We start from the raw sequence: 12798 nt of genomic DNA, 5'->3' as shown, positions 1-12798 counted from the left end.
CCGCGGCGTGCGACAGAGGCCCGCGAAGCTGCAGGGTCGCGGCCGGGGCTCTACGGTGCCGAGTATGTGCGCGCACTTCGATGCTGTCGTTCTCGGTGCCGGCCCCGGCGGGTACACCGCCGCGGTGCGGTGCGCCCAGCTGGGGATGTCCGTGGCCGTGGTGGAGGAACGGTACTGGGGCGGGGTGTGCCTGAACGTGGGCTGCATTCCCTCCAAAGCGCTCCTGCGCAACGCCGAACTGGCCCACCTGTTCACCCAGGAGGCCAAGACCTTCGGGATCCGGGTGCAGGGAAACGTCAGCTTCGATTACGGAGAGGCGTTCGCGCGCAGCCGCAAGGTGGCCGACGGACGCGTCAAAGGCGTGCACTACCTGATGAAGAAGAACAACATCACGGAGTACGACGGGACCGGTTCGTTCACCGACGCGCACACCTTGCGGGTACGTGCCGCTGACGGCAGCGAGCAGAGCATCACGTTCGACCACTGCATCCTCGCCACCGGAGCCACCACCCGGCTCCTGCCGGGCACCGGCCTGAGCGAGCGAGTGGTCACCTACGAAGAGCAGATCCTCAGCTCGCAGCTCCCGCGCAGCATCGTCATCGCGGGGGCAGGCGCGATCGGCGTCGAGTTCGCCTACGTCCTGCACAACTACGGTGTGCAGGTGACGCTGGTCGAGTTCCTGGACCGGCTGGTGCCGCTCGAGGACGAGGAGGTCTCCGCGGAACTCGCCCGCCGCTACCGCAGGCTGGGCATCAACGTCCTGACCTCGACCCGCGTCGAGACGATCACGGAGTCCGACGAAGGGCTGCGGGTCTTCGTCACGACCGGCGGCCAGCGCCAGGTCCTGGACACCGAGAAGGTGCTCCAAGCCATCGGCTTCCAGCCGCGGGTCACCGGCTACGGCCTCGAAGACATCGGCGTGCAGTTGACCGACCGCGGTGCCGTCGACGTCGACGGCCGGTGCCGCACCAGCGTTCCGCACATCTTCGCCATCGGCGACGTCACGGCCAAGCTGATGCTCGCGCACGCCGCCGAAGCCATGGGGATCGTCGCCGCCGAGACCATCGCGAACGCGGAAACGATGGAGCTGGACTACACCATGATTCCGCGGGCGACGTACTGCCAGCCGCAGATCGCGAGTTTCGGCTTCACCGAGACGCAAGCGCGAGAACAGGGCTTCGACGTCCAGGTGCAGAAGTTCCCCTTCACCGCCAACGGAAAGGCCCACGGCCTGGGCGACGCCGCGGGCTTCGTCAAGATCCTCTGCGACAGCCGGCACGGCGAGATCCTCGGCGCCCACATCATCGGCCCCGAAGCCACCGAGCTGCTGCCGGAACTGACGCTGGCCCAGCAGTGGGACCTGACGGTCCATGAGGTGGCCCGCAATGTGCACGCGCATCCCACCCTCGGCGAGGCAGTGAAGGAAGCCGTCCATGGACTGGCCGGTCACATGATCAACATGTAGCGGGCCGGGCGGGCTGCCCCTCGCCGCCCCGCCCGCCGGAAGAGCCGAGCGCATGCCGGGCCCTGACCGGAGGGCCGGCGCAGCCCGGCCTGCTCCGGCCCTGCGGGGCTCCTCGCGGATCCGACCCGGCGCGTCAGTCCAGTGTCTGGGTCAGTTCGTTACGGGACGAGGTGAGCACGACCCGGCCGCGCGCTCCGTTGACCAGAGGCAGGTAGGGCGCGACATGCCCGCACTCGACATCGGCGATGATCGGCACGTTCAGCGGCCCGAGCGCGTCGAGGACGGCCTCGTGCTGGGTGAGCGAATCGGCGTCGGGCGCCGGGGTGCGGCCGACGAGGACCGCGTTCGCCTCGTCGAAGAAACCGGCCAACCGCATCCCGTGCAGGTTTCTGCAGATGCTGAAGGCGTCGTCGCCGCACGCTTCGACGTACACCAGAAGCCCTTCCGGGCACGCGGCCCGCGCGAAGGCGGAGACGTCGAGGTAGGGGCTCCCCGTCAGGTTGCACAGTGTCTCGATACAGCCCCCGACCAGACGCCCCTCGACCTCCACGTCCCCCTCGCCGTCCAGCCTGGTCCACCTGCCGGGCGTGCTCAGTGTCTGCTCCCGCACCTCCGGGTGGGCGCTCCAGTCGTCCCAGCCCGTGGCCCGGTGGTGGTTCGGCGGGCTCTGCGTGAACGGGTGCCCCTGCGGGGCAGCGGCGATGTCGAGCCACGACAACAGCCCCTTGGGCACCCGGTAGGGGGTGTCCATCAGGTTGTTGCCGTGAAGAGTCGCCGTGTTGGTGAGGAGCGTCAGCGGCGTCATGAGAGTCGACATGTCGGAGTAGCCGACAAGCCAGGTCGGCTCGGAGCCACGCAGCCTGTCCCAGTCGAGCAGCGGCAGCAGGTCGATCGCCGTCTCCCCGCCCCACGGCGGCACCACGGCCCTGATACCGGGATCCGTCAGCATCGACATCAGCTCGCTCGCACGGTCGGCCGCGGGGGCACTGACATGCCCGGCACCGTCCATGCAGCGGCCGACGACCACCTCGTATCCCCGGGCCTCCACCTCACGAATCGCCACATCGAGGCGCGCACGCAGTTCTTCGGGAACCCCGCTCGAAGGAGAGGTGACGCCGACGCGGTCACCAGGACGCAGGGGACGCGGGTATCGAACTGACATGCGCCGGATTCTGACACAACGCCACGTCAGGGCGACAACGAGTTGTGGCACACGTCGAACGACCCGCCGCACGCCCTCATCCGTACATGACGGTCACCTGCCGGAATCCGAGGGAGCGCAGCAGGCCCTCCAGCATGGCGGTGGTGTTCCTCTCCGCCCGGTCGGTGAGCCCGCTGTCCTTCGCCGCCTCCCCGATGCGCCGTGCCGCGAGCTGGTTCACCGCGCGTTCATCGGCGGGGTTGTCGGAGAACAGATCACCGAGGCGGTCGAGGAGCCCGCGCTGCTTGGACACCGCGTACGACCGCTGCGGGTCGAGCGCAGGCTCACCGAGGCGGGCGTGCGGAAGGCGGAGCGTTGCCTTTGTACGGTCCTTGTCGACGGTGACGCTGTCCTGGCCGATGGCCCCGAGATCCACGTACGCGCTGACGCTGCCGGCCCCCACGTACAAGGTGCGGGTGCCCCGGATCGCGTCCGGGAGGAACGTGGCGTCCTTCTCCAGGTCCACGACGATCTGGAAGTTGCCCGCCGCTCCCTCGTAACGGTTCATGTCCTTGATGGACTTGAGCAGAGCGGGCCCCGACCGGTCCTTCGTCTCCTCGCCGAAGACGTCGTCGAATCCGGGCAGCAGACTGAACCGTCCCGCGAGGACGACCAGAACGAGGACCACCAGCAGGGCGATCGGCACCGACAGCCACCACGGCAGCTGCAGGCGGCGGACGGCGGGCGGGTGAGCGGTGTCCGAGGCAGGTGGCGTCACGACTTCCGTGTGCCCCGCCCCGCAGGGGACACGCACCGCAGGGGCGCGGCCGGCTCAAGGTCGCCTCGCTCACACGTCACTTGACCAGTCCTCCACCCCTTCCGGTAGCGGGGGCGACAGAACCCTGATGCTCCTGCCGACAGAAAATCTGTCATGACGGAGATAGACATTCGGATCTACTGGGGCTAGTGTCTTCCTCGTAGCCAGAATCAGGAAAAGGCGGCAGAGACGAACTGCCGTGCAGGACGAACAGGTTGTGGCACGGCAGTGGAGTGGCGGGGCCGGAGTGTCTCGGGGTCCCCTCGCTGACTGCCGGGCCGGGCGGCCCACCGGGGCCGCCAGCAGTACGCAGGATCGCAGTGTCAAGCAAGTGGAAGAAGGAAGAGAAGGAGGCGGACGCCATCAGGATCGCCCGGGCGCTGAGGTAGTCGGCCCGGGTACCGCAGGCCCCGGAACGGAAGGTGGTCCCACGGTCACGCATTCGCGATCCCCGCACTCGGAGCCCTCTGTCGGGCGACGTGGCGGAAACAGAAGGCCGGCACTGCAGTAAGCCGGCAGATGGTGTTGCAAATCCCCTCGGGGCCCTGGTGCCGCACGGCACCAGGGCCCCTCGACGCGTTCCCGCGACAGAGGTGAAAGTGACCGCAGACAACCCCCTCGGCCGTCTCGACGACGACGACTACCCCGCCTACACCATGGGACGGGCTGCCGAAATGCTGGGCACCACGCCCGCCTTCCTGCGGGCCATCGGCGAAGCCCGCCTCATCACCCCCCTGCGCTCCGAGGGCGGCCACCGTCGCTACTCCCGCTACCAGCTGCGCATCGCAGCTCGCGCACGCGAACTCGTCGACCAGGGCACACCGGTCGAGGCCGCCTGCCGCATCGTCATCCTCGAAGACCAACTCGTTGAAGCCCAGCGCATCAACGAAGAACTGCGCGGTCGTGGCGCTGAACCGCGCCAAGCGAACGACGCCTGACGTGTGGTCCCACCGCTCCCGCGGTCGGCAGCCGGCGGACAGCCGCCCGCCCCGGGAGCCAGAGCACCGGATCCTGCGCAGGCGGCCCTGGTGTCCACCCGGCGGGCGGCAGTGGACGCGGGGACGCTGAGCAGCGTCCCCGCGTCCACTGTGGCCGGTGGCCTGGCCGGGTCCGTGCGCCGGGCGGCGTGAGCGCGTAACCCGGTCGGGACGTCAGCGGCCGGTCGAAGCCGGTCAGGTCGTCAGCAGCCGATCGAAGAAGGACCGGTACTGCCGCAGCGCGACCCGCAGGTCCTCGGTGGCGACCTCGTCGCCCCGATGCCACTGACTCTCCAGCCCTTCCTTGTGCTCGGCGAAGGTCGCGGCCAGCAACTGCATGACCTCTACAACCAGTTCGTCCGCCGCTCGTACGGCCGCCTGGGGGTCGTCGACGAAGCCCTGCTGGATGTCGGTCCAGCGGGACCGCAGATCCTCCGCCGCACCGGAGTCGAGAAGCGGAACGGCCCCCTCCTCGCCGGCCGGGGTCGCCTCCTGGGCCTGCGACTGCTCCTGGGCCTGCGGCTGGTCGTGCGCGGCGACCGGGCCGGGGGGCTCACCGACGCGCTCCGGCGGCTCCTCCATGGGCGTTTCCGGCATCTCCTCGTCCCGAGGCGGCATCGGCTCCTCGTCCGCCGCCGGGGCCGAGGGCGTCGAGGGGGCCATGGGCTCCGCGGGCCCTGCCGACGGGGTCGGCTCCTTGTCCGTCCGGGCTATGTCCTCGGTGGACAGCTTTTCCTCACCGGGTGCGAAACGCCCGGTCTCTTCCCGCCCGAATCCGCCTTCTCGCTGCATGTCGCTCTCCTTGACCTACGCCTGTCGGCCGCCGTCGTCGGACGGAGTGGCACCGTCCTTCAACAGCTCCTCGAACAACGCCCGGTAGTGGACCATCGCGCTCCGTAGCTCTTCCGTGGAGGTGCCCCTTCCGCCGGCACGACCGTTGATCTCGTGGGCGATGCGGTAGTGCTCCAGCGTGCGGGAATGTTCGACCGACAGATCGCGCGCCTGCTGCTCGTACCCCTCGGTCGGGTATCCGCGCTCGCTCATCAGCGCGGTCACCAGCCGGTCCGCCTCGTCCAGCGCCCGGTCGGGATCGTCGACGAAGCGCTCCTGCACCCCGTTCCAGTCCCGCGCGTACCGATCCCGGACCGTTGGCGGAAGCGCCCGGATCTGCAGGCCCTCATGGCGTTCCTCCCGTGCGGCGAGATCCCGCTCGGCCTGCCGGCGGCTCGCCCCCTGCTCGACCGTGCGCTCGTACTCCGGGCCGAAACGCTCTTGCAGGCGCCGGCGGCGTGCCGTCCGCTGCACGGTCAGGGCCAGCAGCGCGACGACGATCACAGCAACCACGATGATGACGATCATCCACGTCGTATCCATGGAACTCTCCGCTCATGGGCAGCCGGAGGCCGCGTCACCACGCAGGTTCCACGATCTGGGCACAACATGCGCAATTCGGGTGATTATCCCTTGAATCGGCTTCCTGGGGGTGTGGCGATGTGTCCCGACCCACCGCCACGCCCCGCCCGCGGCCGATGCCCCTGCCGCCCCTGACGAGCGGCGATTCCGAAGTGCGACCACAGTGCCCATAGGGTGACCCTCATGCCTGCCACGTTGAGCTCCACGAGAACCCGCGCCGCGCTCCGGACAACGGCGCGCGTCTCCGTCGAGTTGCTGCTGGTCCTCGTCGCAGCCGCCGTCGCCCTGTGGCTACTTGGCCGGATGTGGTCGGTCGTCTGGCCGCTCATCGTGGGCCTGCTCCTGACCACACTGACCTGGCCGCTGGCCCGTTTCCTGCGCCGCTGCGGCTGGCCCCCCGCCCTGGCCGCGTCGGTGGTGACCGTGACGTTCCTCCTGGTCGCCGCAGGCATCGTGGCGCTGATCGCGGTGCCGGTGGCCTCCCAGTCCGGCGAGCTGACCGAGGGCGTGGTCGAAGGCATCCAGCGGCTGCGCGAGTGGGCCGCCGGCCCGCCGCTGAACATCGGCAACGACCAGATCACCAGCGCCTCCGACGCCGCGGTCGCCCGCATGCAGGACAGCGTCGGCAGCATGGTCACCGCTGTCTTCACGGGCGTGAGCACCGTGGTCGACGGTGTGGTCACCGCCGTCCTGGCCCTCTTCCTGATGTTCTTCTTCCTCAAGGACGGCCCGCGGTTCCTGCCGTGGCTCTCCCGCCAGCTCCCCGGCCGGCTCGCCACCGACGTCCCGACCGTGGCGGCACGCGGCTGGGAGGCCCTGAGCGCGTTCGTGCGCTCCCAGGCATTCGTCGGCCTGCTCGACGCCGTCTTCATCGGCCTCGGCCTGTGGATCCTGGGCGTGCCCCTGGTGCTCCCGCTGGCGGTGCTGACGTTCGTGTCCGCGTTCGTGCCCATCGTGGGCGCCCTGTTCGCCGGTCTGGTCGCGGTGCTCATCGCGTTGGTGTCGAACGGGCCGACGGACGCGCTGATCGTGCTGGCGATCATCGTCGTGGTGCAGCAGCTCGAGGGCAATGTGTTCCAGCCCATGATCCAGAGCCGCGGGCTCGGACTCCATGCGGCGATGGTCCTGCTGGCGGTGACACTGGGCGCCAGCCTGGCCGGCATCGTGGGCAGCCTGCTCGCCGTACCGGCCGCCGCGCTGATCGCGGTGGTCTGGAACTATCTGCGCGAGCAGCTCGGCGATCCGCCGCAGGAGCCGGAGAGCGACGAGCCGCCCACCGGCCCCGACGTCCCGTCACAGCACCTCGCCCCGACCACGACGCAACCGAGCGGAGCGGCGTAACCGCCTTTGGCTGCCGGGGATTTCGGGCCCGGGGCGGGCGTCGCAGTCGCGGGTCGCGGGCCACGCCCGGGATGACGCCACGTCACGAGACCGGACCCGAGGGGCCGTCGATGCCGGGGCGCCGGCCCTGATGCACGGTGGCCCGAGTGCTGGTCGAGGCCGTACCTGCGGGGCCCGGCCCGCAGGTGGACGCACCCCCTGGGTGTGTCATCTTTGTCCGGAGCACGCCCGGGGTGTCTTCTATTGCCGGGGTGCCACCCACCTTTCGTCATTCCAGAGGAGCAGAGCAATGAGCCAGAACGTCTTCTTCGAGGTGACCGCCGACGGCGAGCCGCTCGGACGCATCGAGTTCAAGCTGTACGACGACGTCGTCCCGAAGACGGCACGGAACTTCCGTGAGCTGGCCACCGGCGAGAACGGATTCGGCTACAAGGGCTCGCCGTTCCACCGGGTCATCCCCGACTTCATGCTCCAGGGCGGCGACTTCACCAACCAGAACGGCACGGGCGGCAGGAGCATTTACGGCGACAAGTTCGCCGACGAGAACTTCCAGCTCAAGCACACCAAGCCGGGCCTGCTGTCCATGGCCAACGCGGGCCCGAACAGCAACGGCTCGCAGTTCTTCGTCACCACGATCGTCACCGACTGGCTGGACGGCAAGCACGTCGTCTTCGGCGAGGTCGTCGAGGGCATGGACGTCGTGAAGGCGATCGAGGCGCTCGGCAGCCGGTCCGGCTCCACCGCCAAGAAGATCGTCATCTCGGACTGCGGCACGGTCTGAGCCCGACCTGCCCCGCCGAGGCGGACAGCGGGCTGCCGGCCCGGGGGAGACCCAAGCCCGCTGTCCGCCGACGGACGCCGCGTGCATGCCGGTCATGCCCGAACCTTTGAGGGCCGACCTCGAGCAGCTGCTGGACGACTTGCCACCAGGACGCCGACGCCGACGCGTGCGCGGGAGAACTGGCGACCGCTGTGGTCCGAGAGCCGTTGCGCCGACGAGACGGCGGCCGCGGATGAGCGCTGCCGCTCTCGCACGACGGCTTGACAAGCCTTGGCTCAACTTTCTTGTCAGATGCCGACGTGGACGCGTTGCTCCGGCGATCTTCAAACCGCTGAGGCGCTCACGTTGCCTGCGGAAGGGGACGCGCCTTCCGGGGCGCAGGCAACCGGGCGTCGCACGGGGATGCGCGATCCCTCGCGACCCGGCGGGAGCGCCCAGGCGATTCCTTGACTTAGGTCGACTCAAGTTTTATGCATGAGAGTGCAGGGGATTGCGATGGCGGCCGACATGAGGAGGCGGCGATGGCAAGGGCAGTCGGAATCGACCTGGGGACGACGAACTCCGTGGTGTCCGTACTCGAGGGCGGTGAGCCGACGGTCATCGCGAACACCGAAGGGGCCCGGACCACGCCGTCCGTCGTCGCCTTCGCGAAGAACGGCGAGGTACTGGTCGGCGAGCTCGCCAAGCGGCAGGCGGTGACGAACGTCGACCGGACCGCCCGGTCGGTCAAGCGGCACATGGGCGACGCGCAGTGGCGCTTCCCGGACTCCGGGGACATCGACGGCAAGCACTACACCACGCAGGAGATCTCGGCGCGGGTGCTGCAGAAGTTGAAGCGCGACGCGGAGGCGTATCTCGGCGAGGACGTCACCGACGCGGTGATCACCGTCCCGGCGTACTTCAACGACAGCCAGCGCACCGCCACCAAGGAGGCGGGGGAGATCGCGGGCCTGAAGGTGCTGCGGATCATCAACGAGCCGACCGCGGCGGCCCTGGCGTACGGCCTGGACAAGGAGAGCGAACAGACGATCCTCGTCTTCGACCTCGGTGGCGGCACCTTCGACGTGTCGCTGCTCGAGATCGGGGAGGGCCTGGTCGAGGTGAAGGCCACCAACGGCGACACGCACCTCGGCGGGGACGACTGGGACCAGCAGATCGTCGATCACCTGGTGAAGCAGTTCAAGAACAACTACGGCGTGGACCTGGCCAAGGACAAGATGGCTCTGCAGCGTCTGCGCGAGGCCGCGGAGAAGGCGAAGATCGAGCTGTCGTCCGCGACCGAGACGACGATCAACCTCCCGTACATCACGGCGTCGGCCGAGGGCCCGCTGCACCTGGACGAGAAGCTCACGCGCGCCCAGTTCCAGCAGCTGACCTCCGACCTGCTCGAGCGCTGCAAGGGCCCGTTCCACAACGCCATCAAGGACGCCGGGATCAAGGTGTCGGACATCGATCACGTGATCCTGGTGGGCGGCTCGACGCGGATGCCGGCGGTGTCCGGCCTGGTCAAGGAGCTGACAGGGAAGGAACCGCACAAGGGTGTGAACCCGGACGAGGTCGTCGCCATCGGTGCCTCGCTCCAGGCCGGTGTCCTCAAGGGTGAGGTCAAGGACGTCCTGCTCCTCGACGTGACCCCGCTGTCCCTCGGTATCGAGACCAAGGGCGGCATCATGACCAAGCTCATCGAGCGCAACACCACGATCCCGACCAAGCGCTCCGAGATCTTCACCACGGCCGAGGACAACCAGCCGTCCGTGCAGATCCAGGTCTATCAGGGCGAGCGCGAGATCGCGGCGTACAACAAGAAGCTCGGGATGTTCGAGCTGACCGGTCTGCCGCCGGCCCCGCGCGGAGTCCCGCAGATCGAGGTGTCCTTCGACATCGACGCCAACGGCATCATGCACGTGACCGCGAAGGACCTGGGCACGGGCAAGGAACAGAAGATGACCGTCACCGGCGGCTCCTCGCTGCCGAAGCAGGACATCGACCGCATGGTCCGTGAGGCCGAGCAGCACGCGGACGAGGACCGCCGCCGCAAGGAGGCCGCGGAGACCCGCAACCAGGCGGAGAGCAGCGTCTATCGGACCGAGAAACTGCTGCAGGACAACCGCGACAAGATCCCCGAGGACGTACGGTCCGAGACGGAGACCGCCCTCACCGAGCTGAAGGAGAAGCTCAAGGGCGAGGACACCGGCGCGATCCGGTCGGCCGCGGACAAGCTCACGGCGGCCGCGCAACGGATCGGCTCGGCGCTCTACGCCCGGGCGCAGAGCGACGACACCGGTGCGGGAACCGCCGGCGCCGGCTCCGACCAGGCAGCCGGCGACGAGGTGGTCGACGCGGAGATCGTCGACGACGAGCAGAAGGGGGGCGCCGGATGAGCCAGGAACCCCCCATCAGGAAGGACCCGGACCGGCGGCCACCCGTCGTCGTCCGGGACCGGCGCAGGATCGACCCGGTCACCCTCCAGCCCCGCCGCCCCACCAAGCCGGCCGAAGCCTCGTCGACGTCGAACGGCCCCGCCGTGCAGCCGGAAACCGCCGAACCGCGGCGTGCGCAAACCGAGGCCGCCGAACTGCGCGCCAGGAACGCGGAACTGACGGCCGATCTCCAACGCCTGAAGGCCGAGTACGACAACTACCGCAAACGCGTACGCCGGGACCGACTGGCGATCCGCGAGATCGCCGTGGCCAACGTCCTGGCCGGCCTGCTGCCCGTCCTCGACGCCTTCGAGGGGGCACGCAGGCACGGGGCCGACACCGGAACCGGCGCGGTGGCCGAGGTGCTCGACGAACGGCTGGCGGCGCTCGGCCTGCAAACCGTCGGCGCACCGGGGGAGACCTTCGACCCCACGGTCCACGAGGCACTCACCTACCACTCGTCGCGCCGGGCGACGCAAGCCGTCTGCACGGAGGTACTGCGGCAGGGCTACCGCGTCGGAGAGCATCTCCTGCGCCCCGCCCAGGTGTCCGTGACCGGCCCGCCCGCCGGCAGCCCCGCGGCCGATGGCCAGGACAGCGCCTCGGACACCATCTCGGCCACGCACCCCGACCCCGGAGCGGTCCCGCCTGCCGATGAAGGACGCCCCGCATCGACGTGAGCCAAAAAACTTCGGACGCCGATGTCGAGAACCCGCGCCCGGCTCCGTCCCCGAGGTGAACGCGACCACAATGGGTCGCACCGCACCGAGGAGAACACGATGGCCAAGTACCTGCTGCTCAAGCACTACCGCGGCGCTCCGGCCGCGGTCAACGACGTCCCCATGGACCAGTGGACGCCGGAGGAGATCTCGGCCCACGTGCAGTACATGAACGACTTCGCGGCCCGGCTGGAGAAGACCGGCGAGTTCGTCGACGGCCAGGCGCTCGCCCCCGAGGGCACGTGGGTCCGCTACGACGGTGAGGGGCGGCCGCCGGTCACCGACGGCCCGTTCGCCGAGACCAAGGACCTCATCGCCGGTTGGATGGTGATCGACGTCGACAGCCACGAGCGCGCCGTCGAGCTGGCCGGGGAGCTGTCGGCCGCCCCCGGGGCGGGCGGGAAGCCGATTCACGAGTGGCTCGAGGTGCGCCCGTTCCTGGGCTCGCACTGCACCATCACCGAGTGACCTCATCCGTGAACGAGGTCCTGCTGAGGAGCCTCACACCGAGCGTGCTCGGGATCCTCGTCCGCCGCGGAGCCGATTTCGCGGCGGCCGAGGACGCCGTGCAGGACGCGCTGGTCGAGGCGGTCCGGGTCTGGCCGGCCGACCCGCCGCGGGACCCGAAGGGCTGGCTGGTCACCGTGGCCTGGCGCAAGTTCCTCGACGCGACCCGGGCGGACACCGCCCGCCGGCGGCGGGAGGACCGTCTCGACGAGGAGCCGGCGCCCGGATCCGCGCCGGCGGTGGACGACACGCTCCAGCTCTACTTCCTGTGCGCCCACCCGTCGCTGACGCCGTCGTCCGCGGTCGCGCTCACCCTGCGCGCCGTCGGCGGGCTGACCACCCGCCAGATCGCCCAGGCCTACCTGGTGCCGGAGGCGACCATGGCGCAGCGCATCAGCCGTGCCAAGCGCACCGTCTCCGGCGTGCGGTTCGACCGGCCCGGCGACGTCGCCACCGTGCTGCGCGTCCTCTACCTGGTCTTCAATGAGGGCTACTCCGGCGACGTCGACCTCGCCGCCGAGGCCATCCGGCTCACCCGGCAGCTCGCGGCCCAGGTCGACCACCCCGAAGTGGCGGGGCTGCTCGCCCTCATGCTGCTCCACCACGCCCGGCGCGCCACCCGGACCGCGCCCGACGGCAGCCTGGTGCCGCTCGCCGAGCAGGACCGCGGCCGCTGGGACACCGAGGCGATCGCCGAGGGTGTCGAGATCCTGCAGGCGGCCCTCGCCCGCGACCGGCTGGGCGAGTTCCAGGCCCAGGCCGCCGTCGCGGCACTCCACGCCGACGCGCCCACCGCCGAGGAGACCGACTGGGTGCAGATCGTCGAGTGGTACGACGAGCTGGTGCGCTTGACCGACAGCCCGGTCGTCCGGCTCAACCGCGCGGTGGCCGTCGGCGAGGCCGACGGACCGCGTGCCGGGCTGGCGGCGCTCGCGGCGCTGAACGACGCACTGCCCCGCCACGCCGCGGTGGCTGCGTACCTCCATGAGCGCGACGGCGACCTGGCGACGGCGGCACGGCTGTACGCCGAGGCGGCACACAAGGCGCCCACCCTCGCCGAACGGGACCACCTGACCCGCCGGGCCGCCCGCCTCAACACCCGCCTGCGGCGTCCTTGAGGGTCGCGCCCCGCGCGGCGGGACACCGTCGCGGCACCCGGCCGCACACCTCGGCCGCACACCTCGGCCGCACCCGGCCGCACCCGGCCGCCCACCGTC

At 70.0% G+C, this 12798-nt stretch carries 12 protein-coding genes; 8 read left to right on the top strand and 4 right to left on the bottom strand.

The features are described from left to right. The first annotated feature begins 64 nt into the window (after positions 1-64). A complete protein-coding gene (gene lpdA / locus ACIQ7Q_RS25205) occupies positions 65-1465 on the top strand; it encodes a dihydrolipoyl dehydrogenase (RefSeq protein ID WP_403866291.1) in 1401 nt (466 codons plus the stop codon). Positions 1466-1598: 133 nt separating this feature from the next. On the opposite strand, the gene ACIQ7Q_RS25200 is transcribed toward lpdA, so the two are convergent. Both ACIQ7Q_RS25200 and ACIQ7Q_RS25195 read right to left on the bottom strand, forming a co-directional pair. Beyond that, complete coding sequence (locus tag ACIQ7Q_RS25200) at positions 1599-2627, bottom strand: S66 peptidase family protein (protein ID WP_403866288.1); 1029 nt, start codon at positions 2625-2627, stop codon at positions 1599-1601. Between the two features lie 76 nt (positions 2628-2703). Further along, a complete protein-coding gene (locus ACIQ7Q_RS25195) occupies positions 2704-3318 on the bottom strand; it encodes a DUF4230 domain-containing protein (RefSeq protein WP_403866524.1) in 615 nt (204 codons plus the stop codon). Between the two features lie 704 nt (positions 3319-4022). On the opposite strand from ACIQ7Q_RS25195, the gene ACIQ7Q_RS25190 reads away from it, so the two are divergent. Continuing rightward, entirely contained in the window at positions 4023-4361 is a 339-nt protein-coding gene (locus tag ACIQ7Q_RS25190; protein WP_403866285.1) for a MerR family transcriptional regulator, read from the top strand. Positions 4362-4595: 234 nt separating this feature from the next. Here the strand turns inward: ACIQ7Q_RS25190 and ACIQ7Q_RS25185 are convergent, their stop codons facing one another. Together ACIQ7Q_RS25185 and ACIQ7Q_RS25180 are read right to left on the bottom strand one after the other, a co-directional pair. Further along, positions 4596-5192, bottom strand: a complete 597-nt coding sequence (locus tag ACIQ7Q_RS25185) for a hypothetical protein (RefSeq protein ID WP_403866282.1) — start codon at positions 5190-5192, stop codon at positions 4596-4598. Between the two features lie 15 nt (positions 5193-5207). Further along, positions 5208-5774, bottom strand: a complete 567-nt coding sequence (locus ACIQ7Q_RS25180) for a hypothetical protein (RefSeq protein WP_403866279.1) — start codon at positions 5772-5774, stop codon at positions 5208-5210. A gap of 222 nt (positions 5775-5996) precedes the next feature. Here ACIQ7Q_RS25180 and ACIQ7Q_RS25175 point away from each other — a divergent pair, with 222 nt between their 5' ends. The 6 genes from ACIQ7Q_RS25175 (at position 5997) to ACIQ7Q_RS25150 (ending at position 12699) form a co-directional block, all read left to right on the top strand. Continuing rightward, a complete protein-coding gene (locus ACIQ7Q_RS25175) occupies positions 5997-7154 on the top strand; it encodes an AI-2E family transporter (RefSeq protein ID WP_403866277.1) in 1158 nt (385 codons plus the stop codon). 289 nt (positions 7155-7443) lie between these two features. Beyond that, the gene (locus ACIQ7Q_RS25170; protein ID WP_403866275.1) at positions 7444-7935 is read left to right on the top strand and encodes a peptidylprolyl isomerase; all 492 of its coding nucleotides are present in this window, start codon (positions 7444-7446) and stop codon (positions 7933-7935) included. Positions 7936-8456: 521 nt separating this feature from the next. Further along, positions 8457-10316 carry a molecular chaperone DnaK gene (gene dnaK / locus ACIQ7Q_RS25165; RefSeq protein WP_403866272.1) on the top strand — a complete coding sequence of 620 codons (1860 nt, stop codon included), beginning with the start codon at positions 8457-8459 and terminating at the stop codon, positions 10314-10316. After that, positions 10313-11035, top strand: a complete 723-nt coding sequence (gene grpE, locus ACIQ7Q_RS25160) for a nucleotide exchange factor GrpE (RefSeq protein WP_403866269.1) — start codon at positions 10313-10315, stop codon at positions 11033-11035. Before dnaK ends, grpE begins: the two co-directional genes overlap by 4 nt. A 99-nt stretch (positions 11036-11134) precedes the next feature. Continuing rightward, positions 11135-11542: a YciI family protein gene (locus ACIQ7Q_RS25155; protein ID WP_403866266.1), complete on the top strand. Its 408-nt coding sequence runs from the start codon at positions 11135-11137 to the stop codon at positions 11540-11542. 8 nt (positions 11543-11550) lie between these two features. After that, entirely contained in the window at positions 11551-12699 is a 1149-nt protein-coding gene (locus ACIQ7Q_RS25150; RefSeq protein WP_403866521.1) for an RNA polymerase sigma factor, read from the top strand. The last annotated feature ends 99 nt before the right edge of the window (positions 12700-12798 follow it).

The sequence above is a fragment of the Streptomyces sp. NPDC096176 genome (assembly GCF_044763255.1).
GTDB lineage: Bacteria > Actinomycetota > Actinomycetes > Streptomycetales > Streptomycetaceae > Streptomyces.
This window is presented reverse-complemented; position numbering and strand designations above follow the sequence as displayed.

What these genes read in the sequence shown, in the direction of transcription:
- ACIQ7Q_RS25200 (WP_403866288.1), bottom strand. Translation starts at nt 2,627, where the DNA reads ATGTCAGTTCGATACCCGCGTCCCCTGCGTCCTGGTGACCGCGTCGGC.
- ACIQ7Q_RS25155 (WP_403866266.1), top strand. Translation starts at nt 11,135, where the DNA reads ATGGCCAAGTACCTGCTGCTCAAGCACTACCGCGGCGCTCCGGCCGCG.
- ACIQ7Q_RS25170 (WP_403866275.1), top strand. Translation starts at nt 7,444, where the DNA reads ATGAGCCAGAACGTCTTCTTCGAGGTGACCGCCGACGGCGAGCCGCTC.
- dnaK (WP_403866272.1), top strand. Translation starts at nt 8,457, where the DNA reads ATGGCAAGGGCAGTCGGAATCGACCTGGGGACGACGAACTCCGTGGTG.
- ACIQ7Q_RS25175 (WP_403866277.1), top strand. Translation starts at nt 5,997, where the DNA reads ATGCCTGCCACGTTGAGCTCCACGAGAACCCGCGCCGCGCTCCGGACA.
- grpE (WP_403866269.1), top strand. Translation starts at nt 10,313, where the DNA reads ATGAGCCAGGAACCCCCCATCAGGAAGGACCCGGACCGGCGGCCACCC.
- ACIQ7Q_RS25180 (WP_403866279.1), bottom strand. Translation starts at nt 5,774, where the DNA reads ATGGATACGACGTGGATGATCGTCATCATCGTGGTTGCTGTGATCGTC.
- ACIQ7Q_RS25185 (WP_403866282.1), bottom strand. Translation starts at nt 5,192, where the DNA reads ATGCAGCGAGAAGGCGGATTCGGGCGGGAAGAGACCGGGCGTTTCGCA.
- lpdA (WP_403866291.1), top strand. Translation starts at nt 65, where the DNA reads ATGTGCGCGCACTTCGATGCTGTCGTTCTCGGTGCCGGCCCCGGCGGG.